26 protein-coding genes are annotated in these 20,227 nt (G+C 37.8%); 15 read left to right on the top strand and 11 right to left on the bottom strand.

The genetic code is table 11. The annotated features are described in order from the left end of the window. Positions 1 to 31 precede the first annotated feature (31 nt). Genes AACL23_RS00570 through AACL23_RS00580 form a run of 3 tightly spaced genes read right to left on the bottom strand, consistent with a single transcriptional unit; the run spans position 32 to position 2,894 of the window. Entirely contained in the window at positions 32 to 775 is a 744-nt protein-coding gene (locus AACL23_RS00570) for a type 2 GTP cyclohydrolase I (protein WP_100096683.1), read from the bottom strand. Continuing rightward, positions 765 to 2,219: a deoxyribodipyrimidine photo-lyase gene (phrB, locus tag AACL23_RS00575; protein WP_339049470.1), complete on the bottom strand. Its 1,455-nt coding sequence runs from the start codon at positions 2,217 to 2,219 to the stop codon at positions 765 to 767. Before phrB ends, AACL23_RS00570 begins: the two co-directional genes overlap by 11 nt. Before the next feature lie 24 nt (positions 2,220 to 2,243). Continuing rightward, positions 2,244 to 2,894, bottom strand: a complete 651-nt coding sequence (locus AACL23_RS00580; protein ID WP_339049471.1) for an epoxyqueuosine reductase QueH — start codon at positions 2,892 to 2,894, stop codon at positions 2,244 to 2,246. 42 nt (positions 2,895 to 2,936) lie between these two features. Here AACL23_RS00580 and yaaA point away from each other — a divergent pair, with 42 nt between their 5' ends. Continuing rightward, positions 2,937 to 3,761 carry a peroxide stress protein YaaA gene (gene yaaA, locus AACL23_RS00585; RefSeq protein ID WP_339051509.1) on the top strand — a complete coding sequence of 275 codons (825 nt, stop codon included), beginning with the start codon at positions 2,937 to 2,939 and terminating at the stop codon, positions 3,759 to 3,761. Here the strand turns inward: yaaA and nadC are convergent. Together nadC and AACL23_RS00595 are read right to left on the bottom strand one after the other, a co-directional pair. Further along, positions 3,650 to 4,645, bottom strand: coding sequence for a carboxylating nicotinate-nucleotide diphosphorylase (gene nadC, locus AACL23_RS00590; RefSeq protein WP_339049472.1), 996 nt, complete (start codon positions 4,643 to 4,645; stop codon positions 3,650 to 3,652). The two genes, yaaA and nadC, sit on opposite strands and share 112 nt — an antisense overlap. An 84-nt stretch (positions 4,646 to 4,729) precedes the next feature. Further along, the gene (locus tag AACL23_RS00595) at positions 4,730 to 6,094 is read right to left on the bottom strand and encodes an amino acid permease (RefSeq protein ID WP_339049473.1); all 1,365 of its coding nucleotides are present in this window, start codon (positions 6,092 to 6,094) and stop codon (positions 4,730 to 4,732) included. A 335-nt stretch (positions 6,095 to 6,429) separates the two neighbouring features. Here AACL23_RS00595 and AACL23_RS00600 point away from each other — a divergent pair, with 335 nt between their 5' ends. From AACL23_RS00600 to hslU, 3 genes are all read left to right on the top strand, one after another. Continuing rightward, the gene (locus AACL23_RS00600) at positions 6,430 to 7,122 is read left to right on the top strand and encodes an SPOR domain-containing protein (protein WP_339049474.1); all 693 of its coding nucleotides are present in this window, start codon (positions 6,430 to 6,432) and stop codon (positions 7,120 to 7,122) included. Between the two features lie 88 nt (positions 7,123 to 7,210). After that, positions 7,211 to 7,747 carry an ATP-dependent protease subunit HslV gene (gene hslV / locus AACL23_RS00605; RefSeq protein ID WP_100096678.1) on the top strand — a complete coding sequence of 179 codons (537 nt, stop codon included), beginning with the start codon at positions 7,211 to 7,213 and terminating at the stop codon, positions 7,745 to 7,747. Positions 7,748 to 7,753: 6 nt separating this feature from the next. Then, positions 7,754 to 9,085, top strand: coding sequence for an HslU--HslV peptidase ATPase subunit (hslU, locus tag AACL23_RS00610; protein ID WP_015873714.1), 1,332 nt, complete (start codon positions 7,754 to 7,756; stop codon positions 9,083 to 9,085). 95 nt (positions 9,086 to 9,180) lie between these two features. Here hslU and AACL23_RS00615 read toward each other — a convergent pair whose 3' ends face one another. Next, entirely contained in the window at positions 9,181 to 10,347 is a 1,167-nt protein-coding gene (locus AACL23_RS00615; protein WP_235661099.1) for a TIGR04086 family membrane protein, read from the bottom strand. 281 nt (positions 10,348 to 10,628) lie between these two features. Here AACL23_RS00615 and AACL23_RS00620 point away from each other — a divergent pair, with 281 nt between their 5' ends. The 8 genes from AACL23_RS00620 to AACL23_RS00655 all read left to right on the top strand — a co-directional run bounded on the left by AACL23_RS00620 (position 10,629) and on the right by AACL23_RS00655 (position 14,484). Beyond that, the gene (locus tag AACL23_RS00620) at positions 10,629 to 10,874 is read left to right on the top strand and encodes a hypothetical protein (RefSeq protein WP_015873711.1); all 246 of its coding nucleotides are present in this window, start codon (positions 10,629 to 10,631) and stop codon (positions 10,872 to 10,874) included. 21 nt (positions 10,875 to 10,895) lie between these two features. Then, positions 10,896 to 11,123, top strand: coding sequence for a hypothetical protein (locus AACL23_RS00625; protein ID WP_171967439.1), 228 nt, complete (start codon positions 10,896 to 10,898; stop codon positions 11,121 to 11,123). A gap of 215 nt (positions 11,124 to 11,338) precedes the next feature. Beyond that, positions 11,339 to 11,488 carry a hypothetical protein gene (locus AACL23_RS00630; RefSeq protein ID WP_339049475.1) on the top strand — a complete coding sequence of 50 codons (150 nt, stop codon included), beginning with the start codon at positions 11,339 to 11,341 and terminating at the stop codon, positions 11,486 to 11,488. A gap of 176 nt (positions 11,489 to 11,664) precedes the next feature. Further along, positions 11,665 to 12,333, top strand: a complete 669-nt coding sequence (locus AACL23_RS00635; protein WP_339049476.1) for a hypothetical protein — start codon at positions 11,665 to 11,667, stop codon at positions 12,331 to 12,333. A gap of 11 nt (positions 12,334 to 12,344) precedes the next feature. Continuing rightward, entirely contained in the window at positions 12,345 to 12,533 is a 189-nt protein-coding gene (locus tag AACL23_RS00640; RefSeq protein WP_339049477.1) for a hypothetical protein, read from the top strand. Positions 12,534 to 12,544: 11 nt separating this feature from the next. Beyond that, positions 12,545 to 13,378, top strand: a complete 834-nt coding sequence (locus AACL23_RS00645; protein ID WP_339049478.1) for a hypothetical protein — start codon at positions 12,545 to 12,547, stop codon at positions 13,376 to 13,378. 114 nt (positions 13,379 to 13,492) lie between these two features. Then, positions 13,493 to 14,023 carry a calcium-binding protein gene (locus AACL23_RS00650; protein WP_339049479.1) on the top strand — a complete coding sequence of 177 codons (531 nt, stop codon included), beginning with the start codon at positions 13,493 to 13,495 and terminating at the stop codon, positions 14,021 to 14,023. A gap of 65 nt (positions 14,024 to 14,088) precedes the next feature. Beyond that, positions 14,089 to 14,484 (top strand): hypothetical protein, encoded by a 396-nt coding sequence (locus AACL23_RS00655; RefSeq protein WP_339049480.1) that lies wholly within the window; start codon positions 14,089 to 14,091, stop codon positions 14,482 to 14,484. 17 nt (positions 14,485 to 14,501) lie between these two features. On the opposite strand, the gene AACL23_RS00660 is transcribed toward AACL23_RS00655, so the two are convergent. The 5 genes from AACL23_RS00660 to hemF all read right to left on the bottom strand — a co-directional run bounded on the left by AACL23_RS00660 (position 14,502) and on the right by hemF (position 18,058). Further along, entirely contained in the window at positions 14,502 to 14,993 is a 492-nt protein-coding gene (locus AACL23_RS00660; RefSeq protein WP_339049481.1) for a ClpXP protease specificity-enhancing factor, read from the bottom strand. 76 nt (positions 14,994 to 15,069) lie between these two features. Next, positions 15,070 to 15,810 carry a stringent starvation protein SspA gene (gene sspA / locus AACL23_RS00665; protein ID WP_100096671.1) on the bottom strand — a complete coding sequence of 247 codons (741 nt, stop codon included), beginning with the start codon at positions 15,808 to 15,810 and terminating at the stop codon, positions 15,070 to 15,072. 195 nt (positions 15,811 to 16,005) lie between these two features. Next, on the bottom strand, positions 16,006 to 16,398 hold the full coding sequence (gene rpsI, locus AACL23_RS00670; protein WP_015873705.1) for a 30S ribosomal protein S9: 393 nt from the start codon (positions 16,396 to 16,398) through the stop codon (positions 16,006 to 16,008). A 14-nt stretch (positions 16,399 to 16,412) separates the two neighbouring features. Next, positions 16,413 to 16,841, bottom strand: coding sequence for a 50S ribosomal protein L13 (gene rplM, locus AACL23_RS00675; protein ID WP_015873704.1), 429 nt, complete (start codon positions 16,839 to 16,841; stop codon positions 16,413 to 16,415). A gap of 281 nt (positions 16,842 to 17,122) precedes the next feature. Continuing rightward, positions 17,123 to 18,058, bottom strand: coding sequence for an oxygen-dependent coproporphyrinogen oxidase (gene hemF / locus AACL23_RS00680; RefSeq protein WP_100097133.1), 936 nt, complete (start codon positions 18,056 to 18,058; stop codon positions 17,123 to 17,125). 236 nt (positions 18,059 to 18,294) lie between these two features. Between hemF and AACL23_RS00685 the strand changes: the two genes are divergently transcribed. From AACL23_RS00685 to rsuA, 3 genes are read left to right on the top strand one after another with little or no spacing between them, the layout of a single operon-like run. Beyond that, entirely contained in the window at positions 18,295 to 18,435 is a 141-nt protein-coding gene (locus AACL23_RS00685; RefSeq protein WP_086934997.1) for an AcrZ family multidrug efflux pump-associated protein, read from the top strand. 16 nt (positions 18,436 to 18,451) lie between these two features. Further along, complete coding sequence (pgl, locus tag AACL23_RS00690; protein ID WP_100096669.1) at positions 18,452 to 19,456, top strand: 6-phosphogluconolactonase; 1,005 nt, start codon at positions 18,452 to 18,454, stop codon at positions 19,454 to 19,456. Positions 19,457 to 19,484: 28 nt separating this feature from the next. Then, positions 19,485 to 20,216, top strand: coding sequence for a 16S rRNA pseudouridine(516) synthase RsuA (rsuA, locus tag AACL23_RS00695; RefSeq protein ID WP_100096668.1), 732 nt, complete (start codon positions 19,485 to 19,487; stop codon positions 20,214 to 20,216). The last annotated feature ends 11 nt before the right edge of the window (positions 20,217 to 20,227 follow it).

Raw genomic sequence — 20,227 nt, forward strand, 5'->3', positions numbered from 1 at the left:
ATGACTGAAGCAGAATATGGAATCCATGAACTTATGCAGGATTGAGCACATCAATAAAAATTACCTCTAATAAATAACGCTTAGCCAACCACGCCCCTAATGCCTGAATACCATAACGCTCTGTCGCATGATGCCCCGCCGCATAAAAATGCACCCCCATCTCCCGCGCAATATGAATGGTTTGCTCAGAGACCTCACCCGTAATAAACGCATCTACGCCAAATTCAGCCGCTTTCTGGAGATATCCCTGCCCCCCACCAGTACACCACGCAATTCGCTTGATATACACAGGCCCAGAATCACCACAATGCAACACCGGGCGCTGAAGTTTTTTTTCCAATATTTCTTTTACATGAATGGCGTCAGCAGGCACTTCAAACTCACCATAAGGCACCAAAGGATCAATCATTCCGATGGTTTTTATCTCGAGCAAATCAGCCAGTTGCGCATTATTGCCTAATGAAGGATGGGCATCTAACGGCAGATGATAAGCATAAAGATTGATATCATGAGTCAATAATGTTTTCAGACGCTGGCGCTTCATATCACAGACCACCACAGGCTCATTTTTCCAAAAATACCCATGATGAACCAGGACAGCATCCGCATTTTGCTCCACCGCTCTATCCAGCAAAGCCTGGCAAGCCGTCACCCCTGTGACGATTCTGTTGACTTCCCTTTTTCCTTCAACTTGCAACCCGTTGGGCGCGTAATCTTGAAAGCTCTCTGTTTTTAACTCTTCGTTGAGATTTTTTTCTAATTCTTTATTGAGCATGATTGTGTTTCATTTCCTCAGACAAATTTTTAGCGGTGGCAAAAGCGGACAATGTCGCTTGTCTCGCCTGTTTATGATCGACGATAGGCGTAGGATAATCTAACTGTTTGTGATTTTTTTCTGCCCAAGACCAAGGTTGATGAATCTCACTCTCTGGCACGGGGCTTAATTCTGGCAACCAATGGCGAATAAATTCGCCTTTGGGATCGAAGCGTTCCCCCTGAGTGGTGGGGTTAAAAATACGAAAATAAGGCGCCGCATCTGTGCCTGTAGAAGCCGCCCATTGCCAGCCCCCGTTATTCGCGGCTAAATCTCCATCAATCAATTGGGACATAAAATAGCGCTCTCCCAAACGCCAATCGATCAGTAAATCTTTCACTAAAAAACTGGCGGTGATCATCCGTAAGCGGTTGTGCATCCAACCTGTCGTATTGAGTTGACGCATCGCGGCATCTACGATGGGATAGCCTGTTTGCCCTTGCTGCCATTTCTCCAAAAGAGAGTCTGAATGATGCCATTGCACAAATGTTGTCCAACCAATAAAAGGGTGCCCTTTTGACAAACGAGGATAAGCGATTAAAAGATGGCGATAAAAGTCGCGCCAAATCAATTCATTGAGCCAATCAAAAGCCCCCTTATGATCCTCTATTCCTTCTGGAAAAGCCTCGCGTAAACAACCCAGGCATTGTCTGGGCGACAAGATCCCAAGTGTTAAATAAGGTGATAAACCGCTCGTTCCTTTAATGGCAGGCATATCGCGTGCATGAGAATACGCGCTTACCTTTGCATTGCAAAAACGCGTTAATTGTTTTTGAGCGGCGGCTTCGCCTATCGGAAATAGTTCGGTATCAAAATCCAGGAGGGGATAATCAAAAGAAAGGTCAGTCAGAGAAATGCTCACCTGGGGCCCATCACGCTTTTTGGGTACAGGAAGACAGCTCAGATTGGTTAAGAATAACTGTTTTAAAAATGCGCGCCGAAAGGGCGTAAATACCTGATACATTTGACCATTGTCTTTTAAAACCTTTTCAGGCGGTAAAAGCACGGCATCATGGAACCCCTGGCAAATCACCTGATGGCTCAGTTTTTTTTCAAGCGCGTGATCACGGCGAGATTCGTTGATCTCATATTGATGATTGTAAAAAAGTTTATCTACTTTCTGATGATCACAAAAATCGATCAGCCATTTCACTGCATCTTGAAAATCATCACATTCATGGTAATGCAAAGGAATATTGAGCTCAGCAAGCCGCGCTTGCACGGCTTTAAGGTGAGCCAGTAAAAAAGCCGCTTGACGCGGCGCCATATTGTGCGTTTTCCATTGGATAGGTGTTGCAATAAACACCGCCAACACCTTTGCTTGAGAATGTTGACAAGCGGCATTTAATGCTCTGTTGTCTGTGACACGCAGGTCATGACGTAACCAGACTAAATGTGTGGGCATTTTTTCCTCGTTGGATGAAATATTTTATTGATCTCCGTAATAAAGCTTGCCTATTTTTATCGGATCCCGCCCGTGATTTTTTCTGTGCAAATTCGTGTCACGAAGCGAATAAACGCAACCACAGTATTCCTGCTGATAAAAACGCTCGCGTTTGCTGATCTCAATCATGCGTGCAGAGCCATTATTTTTACGCCAATTGTAATCCCAATAGACCAAATTGGGGTATTTGCCCGCAGCGCGGATGCCGCATGCGTTAATTTGTTGCATATCTTTCCAGCGTGAAATCCCAAGACAGCTTGATATACTGTCATAGCCATGTTCAAAAGCATAGAGCGCAGTGCGCTCAAAACGCATATCAAAACACATGGTGCAGCGAATACCGCGTTCAGGCGCTTGTTCCATGCCTTTTGCACGGGCAAACCAATTGTCTGTGTCGTAATCTGCATCAATAATGGGTACATTATTTTTTTGAGCAAAACGGATATTTTCTTCTTTACGAAGTTCGTATTCTCTTTTGGGATGAATATTAGGGTTGTAAAAAAAGATAGCATACTCAATATTCGACGCCTGTATCGCCTCCATGACTTCTCCAGAACAGGGCGCGCAACAAGAGTGCAGTAATAGTTTGCTTTTTCCTGGAGGGAGATTTAATTTTTGTCGCATCAAGAGGGTCATGATGGTTTTCCTTGCTTTACTTTTGATGATTTAAGGGCGCTTATGTTGATTCTTCTTTCTCCTGCTAAAACACTCGATTATGAAAGCCCACTGGCCACTCATCAATACACTCAACCTGAGCTGCTTTCTCAATCGAGTCTTTTGATCGATCTTTGTCGCAATTTAACACCAGAACAGATACGACAGTTCATGTCTATCAGTGATAAATTAGCACATTTAAATGCAAAGCGTTTTAAGGAATGGACACCCGATTTCAATTTACAAAATGCACGCCAAGCGATTTTAGCGTTTAAAGGCGATGTCTATGAAGGGTTACAGGCACAGAATTTTACTTTATCAGAATTTGATTTTGCGCAGCGACATGTACGGATTTTATCCGGGCTTTATGGGGTGCTGCGCCCTCTGGATTTGATGCAACCCTATCGATTAGAAATGAGCACGAAGCTTACCAATCCTAAAGGCAACGATCTCTATGCGTTTTGGCAAGATACTTTAACCGATAAAATCCATCAGGCGCTTAAAGATCAAGGCGACAATATTGTCATCAATTTAGCCTCACAGGAGTATTTTAAAGCCTTAAAACCACAAAACTGGCCGGCGCATATCCTCAAACCCATTTTTCTCGATGAAAAAAATGGAAAATATAAAATGATCAGTTTTTACGCAAAAAAAGCCCGAGGCATGATGAGCCGTTTTATTATCGAAAATCAGCTGACTGATAAAGAAAAATTGCGTGATTTTGATTCGGCCGGTTATCAGTTTGATCCCCATTTATCTTCTGAAACGGACTGGGTCTTTAAGCGTTCAGAGGCATCGATATCCTCGTTTCGGGAATCACAAAAACGCATGGACAGATCCAATGCTTGAACATTTTTTGTTAAATCGCCCACAGAAATGTAGTCAATCCCTGTTTCGGCATAGCTCCGTAAGGTTTTTTGAGTGACATTACCAGAAACCTCTAACAAAGGACGATGTTGAATAGCGTTTTGCATCACCGCTTTATCTCGTATTTCAACGGCTTGTTGCATCATTAAAAGGGTAAAATTATCCAGCATAATGATATCGGCCTGGGTGGATAACGCCTGTTTGAATTCATCTAAAGATTCTACTTCAACCTCAATCGGTAACGTAGGATTCAATGCTTTCGCGTTATTGACCGCATTTTTGATGCTGCCTAAGGCAATAATATGATTTTCTTTGATCAAGAAAGCATCATCCAGCCCGAGCCTATGATTATGCCCCCCCCCACACAGCACTGCATATTTTAATGCGGTACGTAAACCTGGTAATGTTTTACGCGTGTCAAGTAATTTTGTCTTCAGACCTGACAACAACCTGACGTAATCATTGACTTTGCTAGCAACACCAGAAAGCGTTTGTACAAAATTTAAGGCCGTCCGTTCTCCAGAAAGTAAAGTAGACACAGGCCCAAAGAGTTGACATAAAATTTGATGGGTTTTTAAAAGATCGCCCTCTTTGACCAGCCAAGTGATGGTGATCTTTGGATCTAATTGAATAAAAACTTCTTCTAACCAGGCTTTCCCACAAAAAATGCCGTTTTCACGAGTGATAATTTCAGCAAATATGTGTTGATTTTTTGGAAAAAGTTGCGATGTGATGTCCATTTGAGGATTCACTTGCCCCCCGAGATCTTCTTTTAAAGCTTGAGTCACCCTATTGGGGATGTCATATTTGAGTCGTTTTAATAACAATTCCCGCCTCATATCGATATTTTTAAGGCTCTCTGGCATAAACATTCCAAATAATGAAAAAATGGATCGATAAAAATTTTTCGGATGCCTTGGGCTTGCCCCAAAACAAATGCAATAAAAAACCTATTTCACAATTTGATGATAATGATTTTTTATCCAAAAGCTTAAACATAAAAAACAAATCCAGACTGGAATTAAAACGACAGAAATTTGAATACCCGGTGTCAGAGACATGATCACCAAAATACCCACCAAAAAGATCAAGCAAACATAATTACTCAATGGGAAGAAAGGAGATTGAAATTTGGAGGTTAAGCCTTCACTTTGTTTTGCTGCTCGAAATTTTAAATGTGAAAAACTGATCATCGCCCAGTTAATCACCAGAGTAGAAACCACCAGCGACATGAGCAACTCGAATGCTTTGCCAGGAATCAGATAATTAATAAGGACACAGAAACCCGTGCTAAAAGCAGAGACGCCAATCGCAATGAAGGGGGCGCCTTTTTTACCCACTTTGAGTAAAAAATGAGGCGCATTTTTCTGTTTAGCCAAACCAAACAACATTCTACTGTTACAGTAAACGCAGCTGTTATAAACGGATAAAGCAGCCGTTAACACGATGAGATTGAGTATACTGGCCACCAGGTTGCTGTTTAATTGATGAAAGATCAACACGAACGGACTGCCGCCTTCGACGACCTTGCTCCAAGGATAAAGTGATAACAGGACAAAAAGCGATCCAATGTAAAATAAAAAAATGCGATAAATCACTTGATTTGTTGCTTTGGGAATACTGTGTGAAGGATCTTTTGCCTCAGCGGCCGTCATACCGACCAGCTCTAAGCCACCGAAAGAAAACATAATCACGGCCATCGCCATTACAAGACCCGCCACCCCATTTGGGAAAAAACCGCCTTGTGCCCACAAATTAGTGATACTGGCATTTGCGCCTCCATGACCGCTGATTAACAAATAGCCTCCAAAAGCAATCATGGCCAAAATGGCCACAATTTTAATCCCAGCAAACCAAAATTCGATTTCACCATAAATTTTAACGTTCGATAGATTAAGGATGTTAATGAGAACAAAAAAAACAGCGGCTGATATCCATGTTGGAATTTCAGGCCACCAGTACTGTATATAAATACCGACTGCCGTTAATTCAGCCATCCCCACTAAAATAAACATGACCCAATAATTCCATCCTGCTGAAAAACCGGCAAAACGGCTCCAGTATTTATTGGCAAAATGACTAAACGAACCTGCAACGGGTTCTTCGACTATCATTTCACCTAACTGACGCATAATCAAAAAAGCCACAAAGCCAGCAATAGCATAGCCTAATAGTACAGATGGTCCCGCCATCTTTATCGTTTGAGCTATTCCAAGAAATAATCCCGTGCCTATTGCTCCACCGAGCGCAATAAGTTGAATATGCCGGTTTTTAAGTTCACGTTTTAGTTCCATGTTGTTTTTATTGACACTCATTATGACATCCTTCATTTTTTATTGTGATTAGTGATCATGAAGTGTGCCCGTCACCCTCATGTACTTTAATATAACGCTGGTGAAGGCGATTAGGACGCCTTGAACAGACGCCCTTTATACGTTTTGAAAATGCTTTAATATTAATGGATATATTTTTTATAAAAAATAGAGATTTGTCATTTTAATCCAGGAAGTGGTATGAAGAGGTTAGCAAAATTAGCCTATTTCAGTAAAATAACCAATAAAATTGATCATCTGGTTTGAACTTTTATTTATTCAAAGCTCCCTGAGCTACAAAAAATATCAAATATGCAGCACAGCGTGGAATAATAACAGTGATACGAAAAGATTATGTCCGCAGAGATGATTCTGAAATAATCTACAAAAGACAAAAAAAGAAATCAAATCGCGGTGGAATATCACAGGCCTTGGTTACATTGGGTGTTGCATTAGCAGTGATATTGATCGGCTGCTTTTATTTTTTTTCACGAGATAAAGCACACAGAGTAAAGCTGTTAAAGACTCAAAATATTCACACTGATTATTTACTTCCTTCTAAGCCGAAAGAGCGTTGGTACTATGTTAAAGAATTGAAAAATCGTCGAACAGATGTATTGATGTCCTCGGAATCTTTTTCTGATAACAATCCAAAAGTGCAAATCCCTTTGACACATGAACAACATGAATTGTTGAAACAGATTCAGTCTGATATGCGTTATACAGGCACTAAATTGCCCATCGTTTCAGATACCCCACCGCCAAACACTCAGGCAGCCAGGAAAGAGATGATGAAAAAATCCCCAAAAAGTCAATGGCTACAATGCGCTGCTTTTCGTGAAGCTCACCAGGCTAATCGGTTTCGAGTGCAGCTCGCATTAGAAGGCATGGAAAGTAAAATTCATTCATTGGATGGTTGGAATCGCGTGTTATTGGGGCCTTATAAGAACTCATCAGACACCAGCCGCGCTTTTCAAAAATTAAAAAAAATAGGAATAAATACCTGTATTTCTGTTAATGACAGGGGTTGAAAAATGTGACTCTTCGCCCCATCTATATTTGCTGTATTTTTAATATTTTCGTACATCATTTTATTCAACCGATAGTGAGGGTTTTCTGGTGACAACAATTGTAAGCGTGCGCCGTCATAATCATGTTGTCATCGGTGGTGACGGTCAAGTGACTTTGGGCAACACTGTCATGAAAGGCAATGCGAAGAAAGTACGTCGTTTGCATCACGATAAAGTCATCGCCGGTTTTGCAGGGGGAACTGCCGATGCGTTTACTTTATTCGAATTATTTGAAGCAAAATTAAAATTATGCAGTGGCCAGCTAACTAAAGCGGCTGTTGAAATGGCAAAAGATTGGCGTACAGATCGTATGCTCAGACGCCTGGAAGCACTGTTAGCAGTAGCCGACGAAACAGCCTCTTTGATCATTACTGGTAATGGCGATGTGATTCAACCTGAAGATGATTTAATTGCGATTGGTTCTGGCGGTCCTTATGCTCAAGCTTCAGCTCGAGCGCTACTAGAGAACACAAATTTGAGCGCGCGTGAAATCGTTGAAAAATCACTGACCATTGCAGGAAATATTTGTATTTATACAAACCAATATCCGACCATAGAAGAATTAACAATTAAAACTAAGGGATAGATAAGTATGTCTGACATGACTCCAAGCGAGATAGTAAAAAAGCTGGATGATTATATCATTGGCCAAGATGATGCAAAGCGTGCAGTCGCGATCGCTTTGCGTAACCGTTGGCGTCGTATGCAACTTGATACAGAATTACGTCAAGAAATCACGCCAAAAAATATTTTGATGATTGGTCCTACTGGTGTTGGTAAAACTGAAATTGCTCGCCGCTTGGCTAAATTAGCAGAGGCTCCCTTTATTAAGGTTGAGGCAACAAAATTTACTGAGGTAGGCTATGTTGGAAAAGAAGTGGAGTCCATCATTCGTGATTTAACTGACACAGCAGTAAAAATGGTACGTCATCAGGCTATTGAGAAAATGCGAGATAAGGCAAAAGAACTTGCTCAAGAGCGTATTTTGGATATTTTAGTATCTCCTGCAAGGAATTCTTCAGGTCAAGTCGAAGGATCACAAAATACCTCTACTGCTCGTCAATTTTTTCTTGAACCTTTAATAAAAGGTGAGCTGAATGAGCAAGAAATTGAAATTGATTTGGCAGTAACACCAGTGGACATAGAAATTATGTCTCCTCCTGGTATGGAAGAAATGACGAATCAATTGCAATCTATGTTTCAACATATGTCGAGTCAAAAACACAAGATACGAAAAATGAAAATCGGTGATGCATTAAAATTACTGATTGATGAAGAAGCCTCGAAATTAGTTAATCCTGAAGAGCTTAAACAGGTTGCCATTCACTCTGTTGAACAAAACGGAATTGTGTTTATAGATGAAGTGGACAAAATTTGTAGACATGGTAGTAAATCAACCTCTGATGTATCTAGAGAAGGTGTTCAGCGGGATTTATTACCATTGGTAGAAGGCTGTACCGTTTCTACTAAACATGGCATGGTCAAAACAGATCATATTTTGTTTATTGCGTCTGGGGCTTTTCAGGTAGCCAAACCCTCTGATCTGATTCCTGAATTGCAAGGGCGATTTCCTATTCGTGTTGAATTAAAATCGCTGACTCCAAAAGATTTTGAACGTATTTTGACTGAGCCTAGCGCATCTCTTACTTATCAATATAAATCTTTGATGAAAACAGAAGGGATCAAAATTGAATTTACCAAAGATGGCATTACTAGTATTGCTGGCGCGGCAGGTCAGGTGAATGAAAATACAGAAAACATTGGAGCTCGTCGTTTACACACGATATTGGAACGTGTCATGGAAGACATTTCATATAACGCTGATAAAATCAAGAAAAAATCTATTACTATTGACTCAAAGTATGTTGACACACATCTCAGTAAATTGATCAATAACGAAGATCTGAGCCGTTTTATTCTTTAATATTTCTATTTATCTGAAAGACGTGACCTTATATCCCAATCATAAAGAGCCGGGATACAAGGCTGCTTATTCGATAAAATACTTTTTTCTCAAATTTAACGTTTGGCAGGAATAGAGCAACGGCAAGAACATTTTACTCCTAAACGGCCTGCCATAGCACTGACGATTGCTCCTAATAGTAAAGCAAAGAATGACCACAATGCAGATTTAGCAATGGCCTTTGTGGCTTCAGCGGCTTGTTGGAGGGCTTTTTGTTTAAAAATCTGATATTGCTCTTGGGCTTGAACCATTTTCTCTTCTAATTCATTAAAATTTTCATTGATCATTTCTGCACTTTTTTCTTTGGCTTCAATAATATTATCCGCAATTTGATTGACTTCTTCTTGTGTTAAATCGGTATTACTAGAAAGCGCTTGAATTAATTCAGGACGATCAATTTTTTGCGTTATTATTTGACTGCGTTTTTTCAGATGATCAATTAATGTTTGAAAGATCTGATCTGAATCATTAGGATTCATCGCAATTTGTTTTAATGATTGAGCGATTTCTTTCTTTGTTGCCTGTAATTGTTTTTTTAAAAATTCGGGTTTTAAGGTTGGAATATTACTTTTATCTAAAGACTGGATAACATTTTTTTTAATATTTTGAGGGCTCAGTTGAATATCAGTGTTAAAATTTTCGAAAATCCGCTCCCCTGTTTCCATCATTTCTGAGAGACCATTACCGATAGAAGAGCTTGTTCCCGAGATGATATTACCTGTTATTGATGTGATAGAGCCTAAGAGGTTTCCTGTTGCTTTAATAGTACTTCCAATTAACATACCTCCTAAAATGACAGCAAAAAGAAGTGCGGTTGCCCAGACGAGAAAACCATGAATAAAACCATTTCCAGCAGCTAATTTTCCAGAAACAAAAGCCCCGAAGGCCAAGCTGATCATGAGAGAAATAGCAGACCATATTGCTACGGTAGTTGCCACACCTTTAACAGGTTCACTAGATAGAGGATCTGTAATGGAAAATCCTAAGCTAGTACCTAAAGTAGAAAATAAGAGCGAAGCCGATAAAACGGTAATAACACCAGCTAAAATACTGCCCCAAGAAATTCCTTCCATCATTTTTAAATCTTTTTTTATTTCCATACCTAAAGCTCCTCTAATGTGAATATCTATTAAATAAATGTCAGCAAAAATAAGTATAGACAGCATTAAATAATCTGCATGAATTAAAAGTGTTTTTAGATAATAAAATAACTTATCATTCAACAATTAAACTATGACTACTATGAAAAATTATCTAATACCGTACTGGATGTAAGCTGGCCACTAAAGTCTCAATATGAGTACATCTCAAATGTTGGAGAAAATTGCTAAACATTATGTAAAAAAATACGGCTTCTTTTTTAGTTTGTGTATAAATCCTTTTTTTATTTTATGAGCTAAAATATATTGACTCAATGACTTAAGAAAATTTTTATTATCAGTTTTTTTAGAATTTAAATTGATATAAATCATTTAATAAAAAATATATTAAAAGGATTCAATATATGCCGATGCCGAGCACTTCTTCATCTGATTCAAATTATGGCCCGCACTTTGTGATAGAAAATTCATTTGATTTTAGTCAATACCAGGATATTTTTATCAAAACAAAAGATAAAATCGGCAATATTAATCTTTTATCAAAATATTATAATAATAACGGATTATGTATTGCTTTGTCTGTTCGCTATGTAATTGAAGAACGTAACTTTGGTTTAGGGGGCGCGGTAAAGGCTATATTTTATGGTTAAAAAATTTGGCAGAAAGTGATTATGCCGCTTGGCGTAACTTTTATTACGAATTCTCTTCTGAATACGACTCGATCAAACGGGGAGAAATTATATCAATTTGAAGATCCAGAAGCAGGAGAGAAGACTAAAATAGAATATACGCATTTAGTACCAAAAGATAATTCAGGTTACGATGGCATTTGGAAAGAAGCACAATCACAGGAAGAAAGCTATTTCATCAAATCTTTAGTGGAAAAAAAATTCAAGTGAATTTTCATCCCAACGTGACAGGTCAATTCGTGTCTTACTACTTTCAATGCTGAGAATAAAATCCCTGAAATTACCTTTAAAATAACGCATCATAAAAACCAGGAATGCACAGTCATTGCCATATCAGCATTTTCATCAAATACGTGAAGCGGTTCTACGTAGAATTGATAAAAAAGGGCATTTTATAAGGAAAAAATTTAAAAGATTTAATTGTGATGGCCTCTAAAAAAGAATATAAATCCGCCGGAATTCAAATGAATATTATTGCACCTAAATCTGTTTATATTACAAATAATATTTATAATAGTTTCGGACTAGGCCTTATTTGGTTAAATAAAAAAATAAAAGAACGAGTACCTAAATAAAATTTTTTAAAATTATTAACAAGAAATTTTTTTATTAATAATGACAGTTTTGATGTAATGAGTGATTATGATAAAGAAAAATTAAAAGAATTTGAAGATTTATTCAAATCTTTAAAAAAAACATAAAAGAAAAAACCAATAATATTTTTAAAAATACCAGAAATTCATTTTTACCTATGAATCCTGAAAGTTATTTTTTAAGTTCTACTCAATCGAATCATGGACATATCCTGGTTTTAGATATCACTCAAAACGATCAAGGTAATACGATGACATTATATGATCCGATGATTGGCGATATAAAAATAAAGACGTCTGATGAACATAATACTGAATTTCATCAATTTCTTAATGATTATCTGGATTCTAAAGTCATGAATGATAAAACACGAGGTCAATTATATGGGGTTGAAAAATTTCGTGGCAATTATTATTTTAAAATCACGACATTAACTGAAAATACGTTAACTGATTTACATCAATTGAATCATATAGACCAATTTATCTCTGATTTTCGTTCCGATAAACAACGCATTTTTGAATTACCCCCCATGATTTTAAATAAAGTGACTTTGTCTCCTTTCTTAATTTATGAAATGGGGGGGATGTTTGGTCAAAAGGGGATTTCTGTAGAGCACTTTGCTTCTCAAAAAGAGTTATTATCACACCTTCATTTTAACGCGAAAAAATTAAAAAATTATTTATTAAATCAAAAGCTCGAAGAACATGAAATAGAAATGGCGATCACCCTTTTAAAAGAAAAAATAAAAATAACGCCCTCCCTCACTACAATATTAGAAGGAGAAAAAGAAGATAAAAAAATCATCATCGATTTCATAATTTAAAAAAAAATTTTTTGAATAGTCAATTATATAAAAAAGTGAATCGAATCGATACTTTTATGCAAATCTCTAATTACTTTCATGGCATGTATGAAATCATTAAAATTAGACATTTTTTACAGGATAAAGCATTAACCCAAGAAGAGAGAAAAATACTAGAAATTCAACAAGAAGCCCTTTATTCCTCTCTTTTTTTAGCATGAGCGGCGATCTCGTGCAATATAGTCTTCATAAACTACATATTAATCTGATCGAAATACCCAGGCATCAATTACCACTTTATTCTCCTTTTATCCAAATAGGGGGGAATAAGGGGATCCAGTTTCTCCCTTTTATCAAAATGGGGTTAGGTTTATTCATTTCTTCTTTTGATTTTTATCAGGCCTATTTTAATTTTGAAAAAATATCTGACACTGTTGATCCAAAAATTCGGCAAGATTTGATGGTCAATGGTTCTTTATCACTGTTAAGTGGTGGGCTTGGCGTGGCGAGTCTGACCGCGATTGTTGGATACAAGAGTGCTCTTTTAGGCGGAGTAGCTATTCTGGCCACCTCGCAATTATATTCTGCCTTTCGTCAGTTAGAAGACATAAAAAACCATGTTGAACTCAATACAGAAGAGTTTTGGAAAAATTACGCGCGTCTATTTGTGGGATTAGCCCCCACTATTGAATTACAAAATAAAGAATTAAAACAAAAAAGTGAACATGCGGCACGTGAACAATATAATCAAATGTTGGACGTCAACGCTCAAAAAATATTAAAAAATTTATCGCCTCAAAAAATTAATATTTATTTTTATAGTCAACAAGATTTTAAGATAGAAATGAGACCTTATAAATTATTAACTTATAAGAACTGGACTCAGACTTTACCTGGCATTAAGTATTTAACGGAAATAAAAGATAAATTTCATCCTAAAGAAGTCAATCAATTTATTTCTGATAATGTTCATCAATATAAAGATATAGAGATTAAAGATAGCGAATATCATTATCCTGAGCCTTCAGCTTTAACAGCGGTGAATGATCATATCAATGTGAATTAGGATGAGGATGATGCAAATAACGCCACGGTTAAAAAAAACTTTTCGGATGACCCTGACATTTCTCAAGACGAATCGACGGCTTTATTTGATCTCGGTGATGGGGATGATATTGCGGTGGGGTATCGTCAAAGAAAAAATATTTTTAAAATCAGCTACGGCTCCAAACAATATACAGGAGGAGATAAAGCCGATATTTTTTACTTATCAAAGCCGGACTTATTGGCAGAAGCCAGTTATTTTAATGGTTTAGGCGGTGAAGATATTATTATTACTTATGAAGATTTGCCAGAGCATAGTCATTATTTCATTGATTTAACTTTAGGAGAAATTCATTTTCATCATATCAATGATAAAAAATTAATAGCAAAAATAGAAAATATCGAACACGCTTATGGCAATCCAAAAACCAATGATGAACTTAAAGGAAATCATGAAAATAACTATCTGAATGGAAGAGGCGGAAACGATCAAATTTGGGGATATTTAGGAGACGATGAAATATTTGTTTATCAGGGCAATAACTTTATTTGTGGTGGCATAGGAGATGATTTCCTTTCAGGGGGTGTGGGTGATGATATTTATTTAATCAGCTATAACGATGGTCAAACCGTGATTGAAGACACAGCGGAGGTAACGATACTTTAGTTTTATGTCATATTCGTCATGATGAATTAGAGGCAATAACAGAAGGCGAAGATATAGTACTTAAAATGTCAAGGCCTGGATTTAAAAATTCATTTTCAGTCACCATCAAAAAAGGTGCAAAGCTCAATACGGCTCAAAAAATAGAAAAAATACAAACACTGATTCAAGAAAAGAACGGGATACAATTAACTATTTCAGATCTTGAATTTAAAAAAACTCTCTCATTCAATACAGAACAAGCATTTCAGACAGCAGAAAGAGAAAAATTAAAAAATATTCAAATGAGCAATGGTGACGATATCACCCCTGATTTGATCACAACACTTATGTCTGCTTTTAATTCAAAAGACGAAACGCCTATCATACAGGAAATCGCTTCTACTTTTTATAAACCGATCGCTCAAATCGTTACTCAGTATGGATTCACTAAAAAATACTTAATGAGAAAATCTGTTTTTTGAATTGAAGTTGTTAGTCTCTATTTAATACTTCTCAAAGTAGGAGGCTGACTTTTTGATTTTTTTCTATGGGAAGGTATTTTTTTCTTAACTCCTGATGCCTCTTCTGTATTTTTTTCTGTGTCTATAGAAGTGTCGACCAGATTTAAGAAATGATGCGATATCTTCACTTCTTCTGATTCAAATATTTCTGCTTCAAATAAAGTGCCAAATCCATTTTCTTGGGCATAGATGGCTAGTACTGAGCTGATAGGGATCACTATAGAAAAAGGCACACTACTAAAATAAGCATCAAAACAAACTTCTTTGTTAGTTAATGACAAATCGGAAACAACAGAGGGTGCAATATTCAAAATAATTTGGCCATCTTGAACACACTCTCTCGGTACTATGACATCTTCAGAAGTGGCATCTACCATCAGATAAGGGGTCAAGTGATTATCGATTAACCAATCATAAAATGCGCGTAATAGATAAGGACGTCGTGGGATCATAGTTAAAATTTCCGTCATTACTTTATCATTATATCTGTTGTGAAATCGACTTCGAGCGGCGACTTCTGTGGTTGTCTTTTCTTTAATAAACCAGTCACTCGCTATCCTCATGACTTCTATATAGGTTCTGATGACAGTACTCAGGGCGCCTTGAATTCACCGCTTTGGTGAGCGTTTTGAAAGCAGTCTCTTGATGAAAGGGATTCATTTGAGATTCAGCTTCGGTCAAAGACGCAAGAAACGGATCACGATCAAAAATACGAGTCATATAATTTTTTAATTCTTTTACGCCAGACACAAGTTCCTCGAACTTGATATTTAATTCAGGCAAACGCCATAATAGAGGCGCTAAATAGCAATCTATCAAGCTAAATGTATCACTCATAAAATAAGGTTTTTGCTGAAACATCGGAGCCAATGCTAATAATTCTTCTTTTAATTGTTGACGAGCCGATGCCACTTCCGAAGCAGACCCTTTTTGAATTTTATCAAATAGACTGTACCAATCATTTTCAATGCGGTGCATCATCAAACGAGCATGTCCACGAATCATCGGATAAACGGGCATCAGAGGGGGATGGGGGAATCGTTCATCTAAATATTCCATTATAATGCTTGATCGATACAAGGTGAGATCACGATCTACTAAAGTTGGCAGGCTAGCAGAAGGATTAAGTTCGATAAAATCTTTAGGAAGAGGTTCATCTTCTTGAACATATTTAATGACAACTTTGACTCCTTTTTCTGCCAGTACAATACGAACTTGATGGCTAAAGATGTCTGTGGACCCTGAAAAAAGCGTTATTACCGAACATTTATTAGCGGCAACAGACATAAAAAATCTCCAAACTTTAAAAAATAGTTATTCCAAAGACGACATAGTCTACCAGATTTTAGGGATGTTTTGCAGATCTGATCGAGATAGGCTTAATAATAAATACGTGTAAACAACAAAAAAGATAAATAAACCCTAACAGGGATCCTGATAAGGTTTATTTAAATTATTAAAATGATATATAAAAAGTAAGTACTAACGTTTCGAAAATTGTGGACGCCGTCTTGCTTTACGGAAGCCTACTTTTTTACGTTCGACTTCTCGGGCATCACGCGTCACAAAACCTGCTTTACGTAGTTCGGGTCTCAAAGACTCATCGTAAGCCATAAGTGCACGCGTAATACCGTGGCGAATAGCCCCAGCTTGACCTGAGATCCCGCCTCCTTTTACCGTAATATACAGATCAAATTTATTCATCATATTCAATAGCTCTAATGGTTGATAAACAACCATTCGAGCGGTTTCTCGCCCGAAATATACTTCTAGACTGCGTTGGTTTACGACGATATTACCGCTGCCAGGTTTTATAAAAACCCGAGCCGCAGAACTCTTTCGGCGACCAGTGCCATAATGTTGATTCTCAGCCATTGCTATCATCTCAATTAAATGTTCAGAACTTTTGGCTGCTGCGCGATATGATGATGCGTAGCCCCTTTATAAACTTTCAGTTTACGGTACATTGCACGCCCAAGAGGGCCTTTAGGAAGCATCCCTTTAACGGCAATTTCAATGACCCGTTCAGGATGACGGGCAATCATCTCTTCAAATGTGGTTTGTTTGATACCACCCACATATCCTGTATGGCGATAATAAATTTTATCTTTACGCTTTTTGCCCGTTACAGAAATTTTTTCTGCATTAATCACAATAAGATAATCACCAGTATCAACATGAGGGGTATATTCTGGTTTATGTTTTCCTCTGAGACGCCGAGCTAACTCAGTTGCAAGACGACCTAAGGTCTTGCCATCTGCGTTAACCAAATACCAGTCTCGCTCTACTGTCTCTTTTTTAGCTGTAAAAGTTTTCATTGAAACTTACTCAATTAATCATTAAGTCACAGACTGGTGAAGGTTCAATCGTTCAAACCTGTTTTTTCGTTTACACCAGGATTAATTCCGACTCATCTATCCCTTCGAATAGTGGGTGGTATAATTTTGGGAGCCATTGATACTGTAAGGCGGGAGCTGCGGATTATAGATAATTTAATGCTAAAAATCGAATAATTTTTAACCTAAGTTCAGTTTTAAAAACTGAACATTATTTTCAGCGATTCTTAATGATTTAAAAATCATGTGTTTATGGGTTAAAATCAGCGATGAACGGTGCTTCGAGGCAAAGCCAGCCAATCTTTGACGGGTAAAAAATCTTGGTATAAAGCAGCTTCAGGGCTGTTTGGCTCAGGTTGATAATTTGATTCCCAACGAACCAGCGGGGGCAATGACATCAAAATAGATTCAGTACGCCCACCACTCTGTAAACCAAAAAGAGTGCCTCTGTCCCAAACTAAATTAAATTCTACATAACGGCCTCTGCGATAAAGCTGAAATTGGCGTTCTCTCTTCCCCCAAGAAAATATTTTACGACGTTTAACAATAGGAAAATAAGCCTTTGAAAAGCCATTTCCTACTGCTTGGATAAACTCAAAGCAGTTTAAAAAATCGGGCGTATTCAGATCATCAAAAAATAATCCACCAATACCTCTTGCTTCGTTGCGGTGTTTGAGAAAAAAATAATCATCACAGCATTTTTTATATTCTTGATACCGATTATCACCAAAAGGTTGGCAAAGATCGCAGGCTGTCTGATGCCAATGACGAGCATCCTCTTCAAAACCGTAAAATGGAGTAAGATCAAACCCCCCACCAAACCACCAAACGGGAGCAACGCCTGGTTTTTCCGCCATAAAAAATCGAACATTTGCATGACTGGTTGGTACATACGGATTGATAGGATGGATAATGATCGAAACCCCGAGTGCTCGATAAGCATGTCCTGCTAATTCTGGGCGAGACAAAGTTGCAGAGACAGGAAGGGATGGGCCAAAAACTTCTGAAAAATTAACGCACGCCTGCTCAAACACCGAGCCGCCTGAGAGAATACAGCTGATGCCGCCCCCTCCTTCGTTTTTTTCCCATTTTGTTTTTTTACACTCCCCATCGTTTTCGACTTTGTTGATGTCGTCACAAATTTTTTTCTGCAAAAAAAGCAAAAAAGTTTTAATTTCATTTATTGTTTTTAAATTTATCACTGAAATGATTGCCTTTAAAAAACTTTGATAAGCTGAGTTTTATAAACTGGTTTTTTGTAAGGGGGTAGTTGTGATGCATATATTCGTATGTTTTGTGAAAATTCATACCATACATAGGTTTTATAAATAGTCTATTGTATATTTAACGACCATTCAATTAATGACGATCGATAAATTGATTGACTATACTGATTGTCAATATTCATTAAATTACGTTTTGGGGTTTGTTAGCCATGTTTGAATTATTAAAAAGTTTCTTATTTGCCTTGCTCATGGTGCCTGTAATGATCACTATGATTCTGTCGCTGATTTATGGTTTTGGCAAAATTTTCAACTTAATATCACACAAAAATGACCACTCATCTTCGCTTTAAAAAACAAGGAGTCAGGATGCGACAAATCGTTTATGTAGCAAGTTCTGAGAGCCACCAGATTGATGTTTTTCAATTAAATTTAGCTGGCCAATTGACCCTGATCCAAACAAAAAAAGTCTCAGGCCAAGTACAACCTATGGCCATCAACCCGAATACAGGCCATTTATACGCGGGAGTGCGACCTGAATTTTCTGTCGTCACTTATCATATCGCTGATGATGGTCAATTAGAGGAAGTTGGTACTGCAGCTTTACCGGCGGGGCCTACATATATCACAACAGATCCAGCCGGACGTTTTTTATTTTCCGCTTCTTACAGTGGAAACTCTGTCAGTATCAGCCCGATTGATCATCAAGGGATTGTGCAAAAATGGAGTGAACAATTAACCAATTTAGGCGCGCCTCATTCAGTTAATTTCGATCTCACAGGTAAAGTATTGTTCATTCCGTGTTTAAAAGAAGATCGGATAAAGCTTTTTGAGTTGAGCGTAGAAGGGACATTGAGCCCCCATTATCCAGCTGAGCTCATCACATCAAAAGGTGCCGGACCTCGACATATGGCATTTCATCCTAACAATAAAATTGCTTACTGTATCAATGAATTAAAAAGCTCGATTGATCTGTATTTGATCAGGGATAACGGCAAAAATTATACTTTAATTAATACAGTGAACGCTTTACCTGAAGGCTTTGTTGGTCAGCCTTGGGCGGCTGATATTCATATGAAGCCTGATGGGCGTTACCTGTATACCACTGATCGTACTTCTCATATGCTGAGTATTTTTAAAGTATCAGAAGAGGGGATTGTACTTTCCTTAGTAGGCTATCAATCAACAGAGGCACAGCCAAGAGGCTTTAATATCGATCACAGTGGGCAGTTTTTAATCTCTGCAGGACAGCTTTCAAATAAAATTGCTGTTTATCGTATTCATTCATTAACAGGAAAATTGTCACTCCTTTCTCGTTACCCTGTCGGCAAAGGCCCTATGTGGATCAGTATTTTAAATTTAGAAACATCCTAAAAACGTTATCATGAATACAATTCATTCAATGCGATTAGACCGTTTTTTGTCTCATCAATTGGGAAAAAGTCGAAAACAGGTGACACGGGCCTTAAAAGAAAAGCGGGTCATACTAGATTCAAAAGTGATAACGAACGGAGCAGTCAAATTATTACCTGAACAAAAAGTGTTATTTGATCAGCAATTATTGAAATATCCCATAACGGGGCGTTATTTTATGCTCAATAAGCCCAAGGGATATCTCTGTGCTACCCGAGATCCTCATCATCCTGTCGTGAATGATTTTTTTGATGAAACAGTGTCTAGTGAACTGCACGCCGCAGGACGTCTAGATATAGATGCCACAGGATTAGTGTTAATGACGGATGATGGTCAGTGGTCGCATCGTCTGACTTCACCAAAATATCATTGTAAAAAAACCTATTGGGTGACCTTGGCTTCTCCAATTTCTCACGATCCAACACAAAATTTTTTGGACGGTTTGCGCCTTAAAAATGAAAAAACTCTAACGCGTCCTGCACAATTAAAAATTGTAACACCTCAATCGATGGAATTGACCATTACTGAAGGTCGTTATCATCAAGTTAAACGCATGTTTGCGGCGATAGGTCATCATGTCACAGAATTACACCGTATGCAGATTGGCAGTATCAAATTGGATGAAGCACTGATGCCGGGCCAGTATCGTTTACTCACAAAACAAGAAATAAACAGCATAATTTCATTTGAACGTATGGATCAGAGATCACGATGCCTTTAGCTAAAGAGCCG

Source organism: Candidatus Williamhamiltonella endosymbiont of Tuberolachnus salignus, from assembly GCF_964019775.1.
Taxonomy (GTDB): Bacteria; Pseudomonadota; Gammaproteobacteria; order Enterobacterales; family Enterobacteriaceae; genus Hamiltonella; species Hamiltonella defendens.